General features: G+C 60.7%; 14 protein-coding genes. 7 read left to right on the forward strand and 7 right to left on the reverse strand.

The features are described 5' to 3' along the window. Positions 1–90: 90 nt before the first annotated feature. The gene (locus tag BLT98_RS27290) at positions 91–1,824 is read left to right on the forward strand and encodes a methyl-accepting chemotaxis protein (RefSeq protein ID WP_092613333.1); all 1,734 of its coding nucleotides are present in this window, start codon (positions 91–93) and stop codon (positions 1,822–1,824) included. Between the two features lies 1 nt (position 1,825). Here BLT98_RS27290 and BLT98_RS27295 read toward each other — a convergent pair whose 3' ends face one another. Together BLT98_RS27295 and BLT98_RS27300 are read right to left on the reverse strand one after the other, a co-directional pair. Beyond that, entirely contained in the window at positions 1,826–2,977 is a 1,152-nt protein-coding gene (locus tag BLT98_RS27295) for an AI-2E family transporter (RefSeq protein WP_070280107.1), read from the reverse strand. Positions 2,978–3,140: 163 nt separating this feature from the next. Next, positions 3,141–4,151, reverse strand: a complete 1,011-nt coding sequence (locus BLT98_RS27300; RefSeq protein ID WP_139179389.1) for a hypothetical protein — start codon at positions 4,149–4,151, stop codon at positions 3,141–3,143. A gap of 123 nt (positions 4,152–4,274) precedes the next feature. Here BLT98_RS27300 and BLT98_RS27305 point away from each other — a divergent pair, with 123 nt between their 5' ends. Further along, the gene (locus BLT98_RS27305; RefSeq protein ID WP_092613340.1) at positions 4,275–4,625 is read left to right on the forward strand and encodes a hypothetical protein; all 351 of its coding nucleotides are present in this window, start codon (positions 4,275–4,277) and stop codon (positions 4,623–4,625) included. Here the strand turns inward: BLT98_RS27305 and BLT98_RS27310 are convergent. From BLT98_RS27310 to dnaA, 5 genes are all read right to left on the reverse strand, one after another. Continuing rightward, complete coding sequence (locus BLT98_RS27310; RefSeq protein WP_092613343.1) at positions 4,622–5,683, reverse strand: GGDEF domain-containing protein; 1,062 nt, start codon at positions 5,681–5,683, stop codon at positions 4,622–4,624. The two genes, BLT98_RS27305 and BLT98_RS27310, sit on opposite strands and share 4 nt — an antisense overlap. A gap of 206 nt (positions 5,684–5,889) precedes the next feature. After that, entirely contained in the window at positions 5,890–6,810 is a 921-nt protein-coding gene (locus tag BLT98_RS27315; RefSeq protein ID WP_092613346.1) for a bifunctional helix-turn-helix transcriptional regulator/GNAT family N-acetyltransferase, read from the reverse strand. Positions 6,811–6,954: 144 nt separating this feature from the next. After that, on the reverse strand, positions 6,955–9,453 hold the full coding sequence (gene gyrB, locus BLT98_RS27320) for a DNA topoisomerase (ATP-hydrolyzing) subunit B (protein WP_092613349.1): 2,499 nt from the start codon (positions 9,451–9,453) through the stop codon (positions 6,955–6,957). A gap of 153 nt (positions 9,454–9,606) precedes the next feature. After that, positions 9,607–10,713, reverse strand: a complete 1,107-nt coding sequence (gene dnaN / locus BLT98_RS27325; RefSeq protein ID WP_034754341.1) for a DNA polymerase III subunit beta — start codon at positions 10,711–10,713, stop codon at positions 9,607–9,609. A 150-nt stretch (positions 10,714–10,863) separates the two neighbouring features. Then, positions 10,864–12,258, reverse strand: coding sequence for a chromosomal replication initiator protein DnaA (gene dnaA, locus BLT98_RS27330; RefSeq protein ID WP_034781304.1), 1,395 nt, complete (start codon positions 12,256–12,258; stop codon positions 10,864–10,866). Between the two features lie 513 nt (positions 12,259–12,771). Here dnaA and rpmH point away from each other — a divergent pair. The 5 genes from rpmH to mnmE all read left to right on the forward strand — a co-directional run bounded on the left by rpmH (position 12,772) and on the right by mnmE (position 16,931). Then, on the forward strand, positions 12,772–12,906 hold the full coding sequence (gene rpmH / locus BLT98_RS27335; RefSeq protein WP_010401996.1) for a 50S ribosomal protein L34: 135 nt from the start codon (positions 12,772–12,774) through the stop codon (positions 12,904–12,906). 23 nt (positions 12,907–12,929) lie between these two features. Then, positions 12,930–13,367: a ribonuclease P protein component gene (gene rnpA, locus BLT98_RS27340; RefSeq protein ID WP_071653349.1), complete on the forward strand. Its 438-nt coding sequence runs from the start codon at positions 12,930–12,932 to the stop codon at positions 13,365–13,367. Next, a complete protein-coding gene (gene yidD / locus BLT98_RS27345) occupies positions 13,364–13,624 on the forward strand; it encodes a membrane protein insertion efficiency factor YidD (RefSeq protein WP_034754335.1) in 261 nt (86 codons plus the stop codon). The genes rnpA and yidD overlap by 4 nt, the downstream gene beginning before the upstream one ends. A gap of 11 nt (positions 13,625–13,635) precedes the next feature. Continuing rightward, positions 13,636–15,366 (forward strand): membrane protein insertase YidC, encoded by a 1,731-nt coding sequence (gene yidC / locus BLT98_RS27350; protein ID WP_070258727.1) that lies wholly within the window; start codon positions 13,636–13,638, stop codon positions 15,364–15,366. 185 nt (positions 15,367–15,551) lie between these two features. Beyond that, positions 15,552–16,931 (forward strand): tRNA uridine-5-carboxymethylaminomethyl(34) synthesis GTPase MnmE, encoded by a 1,380-nt coding sequence (gene mnmE / locus BLT98_RS27355; RefSeq protein ID WP_034781311.1) that lies wholly within the window; start codon positions 15,552–15,554, stop codon positions 16,929–16,931. Positions 16,932–16,933 lie beyond the last annotated feature (2 nt).

Genomic DNA, 16,933 nt, shown 5'->3' on the forward strand with positions numbered 1-16,933 from the left:
TGAACAATTCACGTGACCCGCCCATCTGGCGCTTGTTGCTATCCCGTTTGGTGAGCGCAGGCATGGTTACGCCCTTACCAAGGAAACTGCATGCTGTCGAATATAACAATAAAAATGCGCCTGATTGCCACCATGAGTGTGCTGGGCTTGCTGATCGCCGTATTGGGCGTCATGAGTATCATCAGCCTGAAATCGGCCAACCACAACCTCAACGAGGTCTACAGCAATCAGCTGGTATCGACGCAAGCCATCGGCGAGTCGCAGATTCTGCTGGGCCGCGCCCGTTTCACGATGGACCGCGTGATGGTGCATCCCGATGCGGCCGACGCCAAGGATATCCTGGCCCGTGCCGAACAATTCATGGAAGCTTCCAACAAGTCCTGGAAGGTGTACCTGGCCTTGCCGCAAAGCACGGACGAAAAGCGCCTGTCCGACGACATGGACAAGAAACGCAGCGATTACATGAGCAACGGCTTGCTGGTCATGAGCAAGGCTTTGCGTGAAGGCAACGTCGCTCAAGCGGACGGTTTGATGATGACGGGGCTGACGCCGCTGTACCGCACCCTGGACCAGGCCGCCGAAACATTGACGCAATACCAGGCCACGTCGGCCGCCGCGATGTATGCGACCAGCCAGTCCAGTTACCGCACCCAGGTGGCCATGGCCATCGGCGGTATGATAGTCGGCGCCTTGCTGACGATTATTTCCAGCATCTTGCTGCTGCGCGCCATCTTCGGCCCGCTGGACCAAGCCCTGCGCCATTTCGGCGCCATTTCCGACGGCAACCTGGCCAATGACATCGTCATCACGCGCAACGACGAGATGGGCGCCTTGCTGACGGGCTTGCAGAAAATGCAGGAACGCCTGTCGAACACCGTGCGCGGCGTGCGCGACGGCAGCGGCGCCATCGCCACGGCCAGCAATGAAATCGCTTCGGGCAACCTGGATCTGTCGAGCCGCACGGAGCAGCAAGCGTCGAGCCTGGAAGAAACGGCTTCCTCGCTGGAAGAGCTGACCTCGACCGTCAAGCAGAATTCCGACAATGCGCGCCAGGCAAACCAGCTGGCCGTGTCCGCATCGGACGTGGCCGTCAAGGGGGGGGCGCTGGTGGCGCAAGTGGTCGATACCATGGGCACCATCAGCGAATCGTCGAAAAAGATTGCCGACATCATCGGCGTGATCGATGGCATCGCCTTCCAGACCAACATCCTGGCCTTGAATGCGGCCGTGGAAGCGGCGCGTGCCGGCGAACAGGGCCGTGGCTTTGCCGTCGTCGCCACGGAAGTGCGCAACCTGGCGCACCGCTCGGCCAGCGCGGCCAAGGACATCAAGATGCTGATCGAAGCGTCGGTACAGAACGTGGGCGCCGGTAGCGAACTGGTCAGCCAGACGGGCACGACGATGGACGAGATCGTGGCCAGCATCCGCCGCGTGACGGACATCATGGGCGAAATCAGCGCCGCCGGCCGCGAGCAGGAACTGGGCATCGGCCAGATCAATCAAGCCGTGGCGGAAATGGATACCGTGACGCAACAGAACGCGGCGCTGGTGGAAGAAGCGGCCGCCGCTTCGGAATCCATGCAGGAGCAGGCGGCCGCGCTGGCCGAGATGGTCAGCATTTTTAAACTCGACGCCAACCATAGCGGTCCGGCAGCGGCCAAGCCTGCCTTGCGCAAGCCTGTCGTGGCCGCCGCCAGCATGGCCTTGAAACGCCCGGCGCTGCGCCTGGCGCCGGCCCGCGCCGCTGCTGCACCTGTCGCTGCCGCAAAACCGCGTCCCGCCAAGCCTGCCGCGGACAACAGCGGCGAGTGGGAAGAGTTCTAAGTTACTGCGCTGGCAGGGTGGCCTTGCTACCCTGTTCCTGCAAGCGCGCCGCCTCGGCCAAGGCCTGGGCGCGCGCTTCCTCTGCCGCTTGTTCCGCTTTCTCATGCGCATCATGGCGCGCCTGCAAGGCCGCTCGGGCACGCACGAAGACGATCTTGATGGCCGCCATCACGGGCACGGACAGGAAGATGCCGACCACGCCACCCAGCTGGTCGCCGGCCAGCAAGCCGACGATCACCATCAGCGGGCTTACTTCCACGCCTTCGCTCATCAAGTATGGGTTGACCACGTAATCCTGGAACAAACGGTAGGCGGCAATAAAGCCGATCAGCCAGAATACGTGCTCGAAGCCGCTGAAACCGGCCACGACCACGGCGATGACGGCCGCCGCCAGCGGGCCGGCAAACGGAATGAATTCCAGCAAGGCGGCCGCGCCGGCCAGAAGCAGGCTGTACGGCACTCCCATCAGGGAAAAGGCGATGCTGTAGGAAACAAAAGTGGCGATCGACAATAGCAGCAGGGCGCGCACATAGCGCGACAGCAAGATGTCGAGGTCATCGATGATGGCGCCCCAGAGTTTCTTGTTCGGGCGGTTCAGCAAGGAGAGCAAGCCGTCGCGCATGTCCGGCCCTTCCTTGATCAGCAAAAAGCTCAGCACGGGCACCAGCACCAGATAGATCAGGTTGCTGGCCGCATGCATGACGGTCAAGCCCAGTTCTTTCGCCAGCGGCATGGCTTGTCCCGTCCCGCTGCTCAGCTGTGTCTGCATGAACGACAGCAGGCGCGCGCGCAACGGTTCCATGAATTCCGGCAGAGGAATGCGCTCGGCAAAATTATTCCCCTTGAGCAAGGTCGGCAATTGATCGCTGAGCTTGATCGCCTCTTCCTCGATCCGCGCCCCGAAGATCGACCCCAGCACCGCCACCAGCAAGATCACCACCAGGAAGACGATGCCGATACTGGCCGTGCGCGGCAGGCGCTTCGGCCCATACCGCTCCAGCAGCCCGATCAGCGGATACACGAGGTAGCTGAAGAACACCGCGAACACCACCACGATCAGGGTCGACGACACCTTGTACGTGATGAATAACAAAAAAGCGACGAGAAAAGCCGTCCACACCATCTTGGCGACGCGCAAGTTAAAACCGAACATATGAATTCCTTAGGGCAGGATGCTACGCAAGCGTGGCTGGCTTGAAGGGCAGGGTGGGCAAGGCAGGGATCGGGCCGCGCCGCACGGCCGGAAATCATACCGCAAAATGCCAAAATGCCATGCCCTTGTGCGGAATAGCAATGTTTTCCCTGTGTGCCTCCGCTTATTTTGTCCGCCAGAAGGCTACGGTAATGAAGACGCCGTTTTCCTTGTCCGGCTCGCGCAAGGTCACCGTGTAGCGGCCGCTCGTATCGCTGCCCGTGAACACGACCTTCTCCTCATGCCCCTTCACTTGCGCGCCCTTGGCCAGTTTGGCATAGGTGTTGAGCACCCAATGGAAATCGGCATAGCTGCGCAGGGTGATGCTGGCATCGGGCATGGGCTCGTCGCCGGCCTCGGCCGCTTCCGTGGGTGTGCGCATGGGCAAACCCGCCAGGCCCGCCGGCGCGATGAGTTTGCCGCCACTGGAACTGCTGTTGAGTTCCGCATTCGGCAGCAGCAGGTGCAGCAAACTGGCGGGAAAGCCGGGCGGCACGTCGCGCTGTTCCCAGCCGGGCTGGCCGGGGCGGGTCGTGATGTATTCCACCACAGCAATGCTTTGCCGCTGTTCCGGCGCAGCCTGTGCCAGCATAGTCGGCAACTGCCGCGCCCAGACCAGCAGCGGCGCGGCCATCTCGTCCTCCGCGCCGGGCGGCAGGAACAGCGTCAGCACGGCATGCGTGGATGGCAGGCAGGCGGGCGCGGCGTCGCCGATGGCGGCCTGGCAATGGCCGTTGACCAGGCCCAGCGCCAACAGCTTGCGTTGCGGATCGAACAGCATGGCGGCGCGCCATGCACCGTGCGTGCTGGCATCGATGGAGGCCAGCACCGAGCGCCCGTCGGGCAGCATGGTGCGCGTGATGTCATCGAGGGAATGCATGCTGTCGAGCACCTGGCGCGCGATCAGGGTATCGCCCTGCGTATAGCTGCCGTGCGCATAGCCGAGCAGTTTCAAGACGTCGGCGCGGATCTCGGGATGCGCGCTCAGGCGCAGCGGCGGCGATGGCACGGGCACGGTGGCGGCCACGAAGGCGGCATCCTCGGCAGGAATGGCTTGCGCCATGCTGGAAAGCGGCAGGCACAGGGCGGCGCACAGCGACAGCATGCGAAAAGTGATGTTTCCTCGGGTGTTCAATGGCTATCCTTGTCGGGACGCCATGCTGGACGGCTTGCCGGCATGCGCGGGCAGCGATCTTAGCATTTCAGGAATAAATCTCTTTCTGCTAAGCTTGGCTATTGAATCACTGTTCCCGTTTCCATGGCCCAGATTACTATTTCCTGCAGTATCCCTGTCGACGATGCGGCAGTGACCGAGTTCCTGCACAAATATCTGGGCCGCTCGCTCGTCGGCTCGGCCAAACTGTTGCGTATGGGAGAGACGGGCTGTTTTTATACCTGTCCTTTGTTTCTGAATGACCACGCCAAGGTAAGCCGTTTGATCCGCCGCATGCTGGCGTTCTTTGAGAGCAAGGACATCCCCTTGACGATCCTCAAGATCGGGGCCCAGGACAGCTGGTACGAGGTAGATCCCAAGCAGCGCGATCCCTGGAAGATTTCCCCGCAAGCCTTGCTGGCGCTGCTCGATGCCAAGCAGGACGCCAATGCCTAGGCGGCGTTGAGCACGTAGCGGTTCTTGCCGTTTTTCTTGGCCTGGTACAAGGATTCATCGGCGCGCCGGTAGCTGTGCGACAAGTCCGTTTCCTTGATCAGTTCCGCGATGCCGATGCTGACGGACACCTTGCGTTCCGGCACAAAGGCCGCTTCGACGGCATCGACCAGTTGCGCGGCAAAGGCGCAGGCCGCGCTCTTTTCGCCCAGGTAAATCACCGCAAACTCCTCGCCGCCAAGGCGTCCGCACAAGTGCTCGCCCGCTAGCCCACCGATGACCTCGGCGATCTTTTTCAGCACCTCGTCGCCCACGTCATGGCCATACACATCGTTGATCTGCTTGAAGTCGTCGATGTCGATCATCAGGAAATACGCAGGCGTGCGCGCCGTGCGCTGCAAGGTGCGGGCGCTTTGCGTGAACATGCGCCGGTTGTTGAGTCCGGTCAAGCCATCCTTGTAGGCCATGGTCGCCAGTTCGCGCTGGGAACGGTAGTTATGGATGCGCAAGACGAGAAAATAGATGTTCAGCGCCAGGCCGATGATCACGCTGATGGTGACGGCCAGCACGGGCCAATGCTGGTCAGCCTGGCCCGCATGCACGGGAAACTGCCCCAGCCCAAGGATGGCCCACACGCACAGCGATACGCCCAGGTAGTACGCGATGCCGCTGAAGATGGGCGCCGTCGTCAGGGTGATCATCACGCCCAGCGGCAATACCCAGAAAGCGGGATCGTCCGTACCCAGCATCAGCACGCGAAAGCTGAAAGCGATGAACAGCACGCTGATGGTGCCGCTGACGATGATCGCTTGCAGCGACTTCGCATATTTGGTCAGTACCAGCCCGACCACCATGCCCGTCACGCCCAGCGCCGCCTGCGCATGATCGAGCGAAGCGCGCGACAAGGTCAGGCTGAACGTGACCAGCCAGCAAGCCAGGCCAAACGTCAAGATCGCTATCGAAATGAAATGCAGTTCCCTGAAAAAGCGCTGCTGCTGCTCCCGTTCTCCTGAAAAGAACAGGTAATAGAAGGCAGGAGACAGGCTGCGCGAAGTGAACATGACATTTGTCCAGGCAGACAACACGCCTTGCGGCAGGGGCGCCTCCCGGCAACGGCAGGCGGCATGGCGCGCGCACAAAATTAGTTGCGCTCAGGAACTAGTGTACTGGTTTCTTGGGGGGAAGGGGGATACGGGCGAGGAAATTGGCGGCCACTGTCCTCGTGCCGCCACAGTCGCTTTCACCTCAGAAGCTGGCAAGCGCCTGCTTACAGGTCACGCGCCAGCACCTGACCGACCAAATCCTTGCCAAAGCTGTGATGCGCCTCTTCCTCGACCAGCTGGAAGCCGGCCTTGTCGTAGATGCGGCGTGCGCCGGTGAGGATGCTGTTGGTCCATAACACCATTTTCGTATAGCCAGCCTGGCGGCTGAAGCGCAGGCATTCATCGACCAGGCGGCTGCCGATGCCCAGGCCGCGCGCGCAGGGATCGACATACAGCAGGCGCAGCTTGGCCGTCGTGTCGTCCTGGCGCACGATGAAGACCGAACCGATCACCTTGCCGTCCTTCTCTGCTATCCAGCAGCGCTCGCGGACCGGGTCGAATTCACGCACGAATTTGGCGAGGATGTCGGCAACAAGTGCCTCGTACTCGTTGTTCCAGCCATATTCCTGCGCATACAGCAAGGCTTGCCGGTGGATGATCCAGCCCATGTCGCCCGGCTGCGGATTGCGCAGGAGATAGCTGGGCGATGGTTCCCCCAGCAAACCCTGGATGTGCTCCATGGCAGCGACCAGCTCCTGCTGCGCCGTCGGCGGCAAGCGTTCCAGCATGGCGGCCACTTCGCGCCGCGAGGCGTCGACCAGGGGGGCGAGGGTGCGCTGTCCCTGCTCGGTCAGCTGCAATTGCGCCGCGCGCGCATCCGTGGGCGAGCGCGTCTTGGCGATCAGCCCCTGCTTTTCGAACCCGGTAATGACCCGGCTCAGATAGCCCGCATTCAAGCCCAGCTCGCGGCACAAGTCTGCGCTGGTCAGTTGCTCACGATGCGCCAGTTCATACAGGATGCGCACCTCCGTCAGCGAAAACGCGCTGTCCAGCAAGTGTTCATGCAGCACGCCAATCTGGTGCGTATAGAAACGGTTGAAACGACGCACGATCTCCGTGCGCTCGCCGAGTTGATCCGCGTGCATATGCTATCTCCCATTTACTTGCTTATGGCAGATTATTGCTTGCTTTTGGCAAGTATGTCAATCTGGCGGCAGGATACTTGCGTGCAAAAAAAAGCGGCCCTGAAGAGGGCCGCCTTGGCTGCAACGAAAACCAGGGACGCTGGCTTACACGTCGATATTCCCCGCACGCAACGCGTTGTTTTCAATAAACGCGCGGCGTGGTTCCACGTCGTCGCCCATCAAGGTCGTGAAGATCTGATCCGCGGCAATCGCGTCTTCGATCTGCACCTTCAGCAAACGGCGTACGGTCGGGTCCATCGTCGTTTCCCACAGTTGGTCCGGGTTCATTTCGCCCAGACCTTTGTAGCGCTGTTTCGAGACGGTGCGTTCGGCTTCGTCGCGCAGCCATTGCATGGCCTGGTGGAAGTCGACCACGGCGATTTCCTTGATGCGCTCGCCTTCGCCGCGGCGGACAAACGCGCCTTCGCCGATCAAGCCTTCGAAGGTGGCGGCGCCGCTGCTCAGTACGGCGTAGTCGGGGCCTTGCACGAACTCGGCGTCGATGGCGCTGACTTTCACGTTGCCGTGGTGCATGCGCTCGATGCGCAGCATGTGTTTTTCCGACAGGTCGTCGGAACGCACGTGCACGCGCACGGCGCTGTCGTTGATGGCCGTCTGCAGGGCCAGGGCGGAGGTTTCCGCCAGGTCCAGGGTCGACAGGTCGAGCTGCACGCCCGTCATGATGGCCGTCAGGGCGGCGCGGTCGATGACGCGCGTCAGACGGGTCATGATGGTGTTCGACAGGTTGAACTTGCGCACCAGTTCCGTCAGGGTCTCGCCGGAAATGCCTTCCGCGCCTGTGCGCGGCACCAGCACGGCCGTGTTCAGCGCCACGGTCATCATGTAGCTCGCTTCCTCGGCGTCATCTTTCAGATAGCGCTCGTCGCGGCCGGCTTTCACCTTGTACAGCGGCGGTTGCGCGATGTAGATGTGGCCGCGCTCGACCAGTTGCGGCATCTGGCGGTAGAACAGGGTCAGCAGCAGGGTGCGGATGTGGGCGCCGTCGACGTCCGCATCGGTCATGATGATGATGCGGTGGTAGCGCAGTTTCTCGACGTTGAATTCGTCCGGTCCGATCGAGGTGCCGAGCGTGGCGATCAGGGTGGTGATCTGCTCCGACGACAGCATTTTCTCGAACCGGGCTTTTTCCACGTTCAAGACCTTGCCGCGCAGCGGCAGAATCGCCTGGAACTTGCGGTCGCGCCCTTGTTTTGCCGAGCCACCTGCCGAGTCACCCTCGACGATGTACAGTTCGCACAGGGCGGGGTCTTTTTCCTGGCAGTCGGCCAGCTTGGCCGACAGGCCCAGGCCGTCCATGATACCTTTGCGGCGCGTCAGATCGCGGGCCTTGCGTGCCGCTTCGCGCGCGCGCGCCGCTTCGACGATCTTGCCGCAAATGATCTTGGCGTCGTTCGGTTTTTCCTGCAGGTAGTCGGCCAGGGTCTTGGCGACGATCTCTTCGACGGGACCGCGCACTTCGCTCGACACCAGCTTGTCTTTCGTCTGCGACGAGAATTTCGGTTCCGGCACTTTCACCGACAAGACGCAGGTCAGGCCTTCGCGCATGTCGTCGCCGCTGATTTCCACTTTCGCCTTCTTGGCAAACTCGTGTTCATCGATGTATTTGTTGATCACGCGCGTCATCGCCGCGCGCAAGCCCGTCAGGTGGGTACCGCCGTCGCGCTGCGGGATGTTGTTCGTAAAGCACAGCACCTGTTCGTTGTAGGCATCGTTCCACTGCATCGATACATCGACCGAGATGTTCGTGCCCTGGTCCGACAGGCGTTCGCCCGTGGCCTGGAAAATGGTCGGGTGCAAGACCGATTTGGCCTTGTTGATGTATTCGACGAAGCCGCGCGTGCCGCCTTCGAAGGCGAAGATTTCTTCCTTGCCCGTGCGCTGGTCGGACAACTTGATGTTGACGCCATTGTTCAGGAAGGACAGTTCGCGGATGCGCTTGGCCAGGATTTCGTAGTGGAATTCCACGTGCGTGAAAATCTCTTCATCGGCCCAGAAATGCACGTCCGTGCCGCGCTTGTCCGTGTCGCCGATGACCTTGATCGGCGAGGTGGCGATGTCGCCGACCATGACGATCTGGCGGTCTTGCGGCACGCCGCGCACGAATTCCATGTGATGCACTTTGCCGTCGCGGCGGATGGTCAGTTTCAGCAGTTTCGACAGGCCATTCACGCAAGACACGCCCACGCCGTGCAAGCCGCCCGAGACTTTGTACGAGTTCTGGTCGAACTTGCCGCCCGCATGCAGCTCGGTCATGACGATTTCCGCCGCCGAACGCTTCGGATCGTGCTTGTCGTCCATTTTCAGGCCGGTCGGCACGCCGCGGCCATTGTCGGTGATCGAGATCGAATTGTCGCTGTGGATGGTGACGTGGATTTCCGTGCAGTGGCCGGCCAGCGATTCATCGATCGAGTTGTCCAGCACTTCGAATACCAGATGGTGCAAGCCGGTGCCGTCCGAGGTGTCGCCAATGTACATGCCCGGGCGTTTGCGTACGGCTTCCAGGCCTTCCAGGATCTGGATGGAGGCGGCGCCGTATTCTTCCGTTTTGGCCTGGATCGGGGTGTCTTGTGGATTCTCGGACATGGACTGCTTTCTCAAATAACGATTGCTGATTGATTCGGGGCTGCTGGCTGATGACCGTCTGTCGGATTGGCCGGAACGGCGTAACCCGACAGATGGCGATTCAGCATGTCGGATTACGCTGCGCTAATCCGACCTACGTCACTGCTGTGGTCTTTAGATGCGCATCGGCATGACGACATACTTGAAGTCGGCATTGTCCGGGATGGAGATCAGGGCGGACGAGTTCGAGTCGCCCAGCGCGATGTTGACGTATTCGCATTTCAGGTTGTTCAGCACGTCCAGCAGATACGTCACGTTGAAGCCGATGTCAACGGAGTCGCCGCCGTAGTCGATTTCCAGCTCTTCGACGGCTTCTTCCTGGTCCGCATTGGTCGAGCTGATCTTCATGCTGCCCGGGGTGATGATGCAGCGCACGCCCTTGAACTTGTCGCTGGTCATGATGGCGGCACGTTGTAGCGAGCGCAGCAGTTCATCGCGGCCGATGGTGAAGTCGTTTTTGTAGCCTTTTGGAATCACGCGCGTGTAGTCGGGGAACTTGCCTTCCACCAGCTTCGAGATCAGCTCGATGTCGGCAAAGGTCAGTTTCACCTGGTTGGCGGCGATGTCCAGCTGCACCGGCTCATCGTTCTCTTCCAGCAGGCGCTGCAGTTCGATGATGGTCTTGCGCGGAATAATGACTTCCTGGCGCGCGAACGTCTGCTCGGTGGCGACCTGGCAAAACGCCAGGCGGTGGCCGTCGGTGGCCACGGCGATGACATTATTGCCATCCAGAACCAGCAGCAAGCCGTTCAGGTAATAGCGGATGTCTTGCTGCGCCATCGAAAAATGCACCATGTTGAACAGGTGCTTCAGCGTTTTCTGGGGCAGGGTGACGGACGCGTTGTAGCTTTCCGCCTGTTGCACGGTTGGAAACTCTTCCGCCGCCAGGGTTTGCAGGGCGAAGCGCGACTTGCCCGTTTGCACGGTCAGGCGCTTGTTCAGCAGGGTCATCGTGACGTCGCCCGATTCGGGCAGGGCGCGCAAAATGTCCAGCAGCTTGCGCGCGGCCACGGTGGTGCCGGTGACGTCCGCGCCGGAACCGATTTCCGCGTGCGTGGTGATCTGCACTTCGGTGTCGGTCGACAGGAAGGAGACATTTTCACCGTCTTTGCGGATGAGGATATTGGCCAGAATCGGCATAGTGTGCCGACGCTCGACAATACCGCTCACGATCTGCAGTGGCCGGAGAAGGGTATCTCGGGTGGTTTTGACCAATTGCATATTTATCCTCAATGTATAGGTTGAACAGTACGACGTTTAACGTATTAATTTAACAATTGTTGCCATGGGAAGCCCCGACAGACCGGCTGCGGTGCCCTCCCAGATAATAAGGGTAAAGCACGTTTTGAGCCAGTCTTGCCAAAGCCGTGCTTAGCCCTTCAACGTTTGCTCCAGCACATGCAACTCATGGTTGCATTCCGGGTTTTTGGTACGGTCCAGCGCGATCTTGCGCACGGCATGCAGCACCGTGGTGTGGTCGCGGCCGCCGAATAGCTCGCCGATTTCCGGCAGGCTCTTCTGTGTCAATTCCTTGGCCAGGTACATGGCGATCTGGCGCGGCCGGGCGATATTCGCGGGCCGGCGCTTCGAATACATGTCGGCAACCTTGATATTGAAGAAGTCAGCCACCGTTTTCTGGATGTTTTCCACGGAAATCTGGCGGTTCTGCACCGACAGCAAGTCTTTCAGGGCTTCCTTGACGATATCGATGGTGATGTCTTTGCCATGGAAACGCGAATACGCGAGGATCTTGCGCAGCGCGCCTTCCAGCTCGCGCACGTTCGAGCGCAAATGCTTGGCGACAAAGAAGGCCACGTCGTCAGAGAAGGTCACGCCTTCCTGCTTGGCTTTTTTCAGCAGAATCGCCACGCGCATTTCCAGTTCCGGCGGTTCGATGGCCACCGTCAGGCCCGAGTCGAAGCGCGAGATCAGGCGGTCGTCCATGCCCGTGATTTCCTTCGGATAGGTATCCGAGGTGATGATGATCTGTTTCTTTGCGGCAATTAATGCCTCGAACGCATAGAAAAACTCTTCCTGCGTGCGGCTCTTGCCGCCAAAGAACTGAATATCATCGATCAGCAGCATGTCGAGCGAGTGATAGTAATGCTTGAAGTCGTCGAAACCCTTGCGCTGGTAAGCGGTCACTACGTCGCGAACGTACTGTTCCGCGTGGATGTAGCGGATCTTCGCGCCCGGATTGTCGGCCATCACCTGATTGCCGATGGCGTGGATCAAGTGGGTCTTACCCAGGCCGACGCCGCCGTAGAAGAACAGCGGGTTGTACGACACGCCCGGATTGTTCGCCACCTGGATGGCGGCGGCGCGCGCCAGCTGGTTGGCTTTACCCGTCACGAAGCTGTCGAAGGTCAGGTCGGTGTTGATGCGGCTCTGCTCGCGGCGCGGCGCCGCGCCGATGCTCAGTTCCGGCACGCTGGGCTGCGGCTCCGCGGCGCGCGCGCTGGGCGCGCCGCCATTCGGATCGCTGGCCGGGGTGCTGGCGGTGACGGGTTTCTTCGGCAGGGCCAGGCGCGGGTCGAGCACGAACTGCACTTCCGTCGGCGCTTCGAAGTACTGAATGGCCAGGGCAGTGATGCGGCTGGCGAACTGGGTCTTGACCCAATCGAGCTTGAAGCGATTGGGCGCAGCAATGCGCAGCTTGCCCTCTTCGTAATCGAGAGGGATAAGCGGTTTGATCCACGCACTGAATTGTTGCGGTGTCAGCTCCAGTTCCAACTGCGCGGAACAGGCCTGCCAGAAATTATCCATGTATGTCTATGTGAAAAGGTGTGGGAGGGCGTATCGATTCTGCCCTGCGTTCACCGTGTTGCAAGGCCGGCGTCGCGCGAGGGCTCGCCACACGTAACGCGCTATTCTACTCCCGACTGCGAAAGTTATCCACAGGCACGGCTGTTATTTTTGTGTGGCGGGGTGGGGTGCCGTGTGCATAAGAGGCGACTTATCCCCCGGTTATCCCGTTACAGGCAGTGCTGGCGCGGCCTGTGGCGGGGCCTTGCCGGCAGATGGGGGACGGCGCGCAAATTTCCAGACGATCACGGCAATCCTTGACAAGAGGGGGGCATATGCTGAATAATTCAGGGTTCCCCGCCCGTATTCCGTGTTTATTCATTTGGAACGACAATATGGACTAAGCGTGGATTAAGCGGGCGATGAGATTGGCCAGCTTGTGCCTTGGCATAAGTGCGCGATTGTCATTGGCACCAAAAACTGACGGGACGTCAGACCCGATTTTGCATTTTTTTTGTTTTTAGCGAGACCAACATGAAACGTACTTACCAACCTTCCGTCGTTCGCCGCAAGCGTACGCACGGCTTCCGCGCTCGTATGGCTACCCGTGGTGGCCGTGATGTGCTCAACGCACGTCGCGCAAAGGGCCGCAAACGTCTGGCCGTCTAGGCTTGTCGTTGACAGCTGATCGCGTGGCTAGCTGTACTCCAGTCGGCAATCAACGCGAAGGTTCACACGACTTCGCGCGCGTTCGGCGTATCGTTAAAACGGATGAATTTTCATCCGTTTTTCGTTTGCGCCCTTCGCAAAAAACAGCGCATTTTGTGCTGTACACCCGACACAATCAATTGCCGCATGCGCGGCTGGGCGTCGTTGTGGCCAAGCGTTTCGCGCCGCGCGCGGCGACCCGCAACACGATCAAGCGCGTCACGCGCGAGCTGTTTCGCAACAGCGCGATGCCGCCGGTCGACTGCGTGGTGCGTTTGTCGCGCGCCGTCAACAGCAAGGATGGCCCGGCCACCACGACCCGGCTCAAAGCCGAGCTGCGTGAGGAATTGAGCCGCCTGTTCGCGGCGCAAATCGCCGCCCAGGCCCGTTCTGTTGCTGCGCCACCACCATCCGCGCCATGAAAACCCTGCTGCTGTTCCTGCTGCGTGCTTATCAGTTGCTGATCAGCCCCATGCTGGGACAGAATTGCCGTTTCTATCCGAGCTGTTCGCATTACGCGATGGAAGCGCTGCGCGTGCACGGTACGGCCAAGGGCAGCCTGCTGGCTGCCAAGCGCCTGTGCCGTTGCCACCCCTGGAATGAAGGGGGCGTCGACCCGGTGCCGCCGGCCGATGGCAAACAATCTTCAACGACCGCTTGCGGTTGCAACCACTCCTGACAAATACCCTAATGGATATCAATAAACGTACCATCCTGTGGATCGTGTTTTCCGTCTCGCTGGTAATTCTCTGGAACGAATGGATGATCTCGAACGGCAAGCCGTCGATGTTCTCCGCGAACACGGAACAAACCGCCAAGGCGCCTGCGACCCCTGCCAAGACGGCTGCCCTGCCAGCTGCGGCAGGCGTGCCTGCCCTGCCGGGCGAGGCTGTCGATCCCGCCGCGTTCAAGCGCGAAGTGATTACCATCACCACCGACGTCATCAAGGTCGATATCGACACCCTGGGCGGCCAGGTCAAGCGTCTGGAATTGCTGAAATTCAAGGGCGCGGGCAATCCGGGCTGGTTTGGCGGTTGCTTCGGCCTCTTCAAATGGTGCCAGCCGGACGACGGCAAGCAAAACGAAGTGCTGTTCGACGAAGGCGCGAACCACACCTACCTGGCGCAATCGGGCCTGGTCGGCGGTCCGTTCCCTACCCACGCGAGCGGCTTCACCGTGCAGCCTGGCGTGCGTACCCTGGCCGACGGCAAGCAGATCCAACTGGTGATGGAAGCGGTTGAAGGCGGCGTCAAGCTGACCAAGACGTTTACCTTCAAGCGCGGCGACTACGTCATCGACGTGCGCCACGACGTGTCCAACGTGGGCGCGGCGCCTGTCACGCCGCAGCTGTATCTGCAACTGACGCATGACGGCAACAAGCCGGTCGGCGATTCGTTCTTCAACAGCAGCTTCACTGGTCCGACCCTGTACACGCCACAGGACAAGTACCAGAAGCTGACGTTCGAGAAAATCGAAAAAGCGGCCGCAGAAGACGAGAAGAAAGGCAACGACAATGCCATGAAGGGCTTGCATCCGGCGACGGCGAATGGCGGCTGGTTTGCGATTTCGCAACACTTCTTCGTGTCCGCTTTCGTTCCGCCTGAGAACGCCAAGCGCGACATCTTCACGAAGAAGGTCGGCCCCAACCTGTACGCCATCGGCAACGTGCTGCCCCTGCCTACCCTGGCGCCAGGCGCCTCGGCCAGCATGGACAGCAAGCTGTACTCGGGTCCGCAAATCGCGCACCTGCTGGAAAACGTCTCGCCTGGCCTGGAACTGGTCAAGGATTATGGCTGGCTGACCATCATCGCCAAGCCGATGTTCTGGGTCATGGAACAGATCCACAGCGTGCTGGGTAACTGGGGCTGGACCATCATCGCTTTCACGATCCTGATCAAGCTGCTGTTCTTCCCGCTGTCGGCCGCCGGCTACCGCAGCATGGCCAAGATGAAACTGGTCACGCCGAAGATGCAAGCCATCCGCGAACGCTTCAAGGGCGATCCGCAAAAGATGAACCAGGCCACGATGGAGCTGTACAAGACGGAAAAGATCAATCCGCTGGGCGGCTGCCTGCCGATTTTGATCCAGATGCCCGTCTTTATCGCCCTGTACTGGGTCTTGAACGCGTCCGTGGAAATCCGCGGCGCGCCATGGATCGGCTGGATCACCGACCTGGCCCAGCATGACCCATGGTGCATCCTGCCCGTGCTGTACGCGATCTCGATGTTCATCACGACCAAGCTGAACCCGGCCCCGGCCGATCCGATGCAAGCGAAGATGATGCTGTTCATGCCACTGGCATTCTCGGTGATGTTCTTCTTCTTCCCGTCGGGTTTGGTACTCTACTGGGTCGTCAACAACGTCCTGTCGATCGGCCAGCAATGGGTGATCACCAAGAAATACGCGCCTGCCGTCAAGTAAGTCCGGCCAGCGACCAGAAAGCCCGCCTAGTGCGGGCTTTTTAATTCTTGTAGGTCGGATTAGCGTGGCAAGGCCACGCGTAATCCGACACTATCGCCAGCGTGTGCTGCGCCGGCTTACGCGCTGCGCGCTAAGCCGACCTACGTTGCTGCACCTTCCCTTGCCGTACCTATTACAATATCCCCATGAAACTCGACTCTTCCCCTATCGCCGCCATCGCCACCGCTCCCGGACGCGGCGGCATCGGCGTGGTACGCGCCTCCGGCAAAAATCTCGCCCCTTTGATGGCCGCCCTGTTCGGCGCGCAGCAACTGAAACCGCGCCACGCCACCTATCTGCCCTTCACGGAAAGCGATGGCGCCATCATCGACCAGGGCATCGCCATCCACTTCAAGGGTCCGCATTCGTACACGGGTGAAGACGTGCTGGAATTGCAGGGCCATGGCGGCCCCGTGGTGCTGCAATTGCTGCTGGCGCGCGTGCTGGAAGCGGGCCGTGACAGCGGCTTGCGCCTGGCCGAACCGGGCGAATTCACGCGCCGCGCGTTTTTGAATGACAAGCTTGATCTGGCGCAAGCCGAAGCCGTGGCCGACCTGATCGACGCCTCCACGGAAGCGGCCGCCAAGTCCGCTTCGCAATCGCTGTCGGGCGCGTTTTCCAACACCATCCACGCGCTGGTGGAGCAGGTGACGGGACTGCGCATGCTGGTTGAAGCGACCCTGGACTTCCCGGAAGAAGAAATCGACTTCCTGGAAAAATCGAATGCGCGCGGTCAATTGAAGGCCGTCATCGAAGCGCTGAATAAAGTGTTTGCGCAGGCGGCACAGGGCGCGCTGCTGCGCGAAGGCCTCAATGTCGTGCTGGCGGGCCAGCCGAACGTGGGCAAATCGTCGCTGCTGAACGCGCTGGCGGGCGCCGACGTGGCGATCGTTACGCCGATCGCCGGCACCACGCGCGACAAGGTCAGCGAAACCATCCAGATCGAGGGCATTCCGCTCAACATCATCGACACGGCCGGCATCCGCAGCGCGGGCGACACCATCGACGCCGTCGAGCGCATCGGCATCGAACGCACGTGGGGAGAGATCGGCAAGGCCGACGTGATCCTGCACCTGTTGGATGCCGACCATGGCCCCACCCTGGCCGATGAAACCATCGTCGCCGCCTTCCCCGAAGGCGTGCCGGTGGTGCGCGTGTGGAACAAGATCGACCTGTCGGGCCACAAGCCCAGCGTCGACAGCTTGCCCGATGCCACGCACGTGTATCTGTCGGCGCACGAGCACATCGGTATCGACCTCTTGCGCGCCGAGCTCTTGCGCATCGCCGGCTGGCAGCAGACGGGCGAATCGCTGTACCTGGCGCGCGAACGCCATCTGATCGCCTTGAAATCGGCCGGCAAGCACCTGGACATCGCCGCCGAGCACGCGGCGCAGGACGACCAGTCGCTGGACCTGTTCGCCGAAGAACTGCGCCTGGCGCAGGTGCAGCTGTCGAGCATCACGGGCGAGTTTTCGCCTGACGATCTGCTGGGCGTGATCTTCAGCCGTTTCTGCATCGGCAAGTAAGG

Source organism: Janthinobacterium sp. YR213 (assembly GCF_900099875.1).
Classification (GTDB): domain Bacteria; phylum Pseudomonadota; class Gammaproteobacteria; order Burkholderiales; family Burkholderiaceae_D; genus Janthinobacterium; species Janthinobacterium lividum.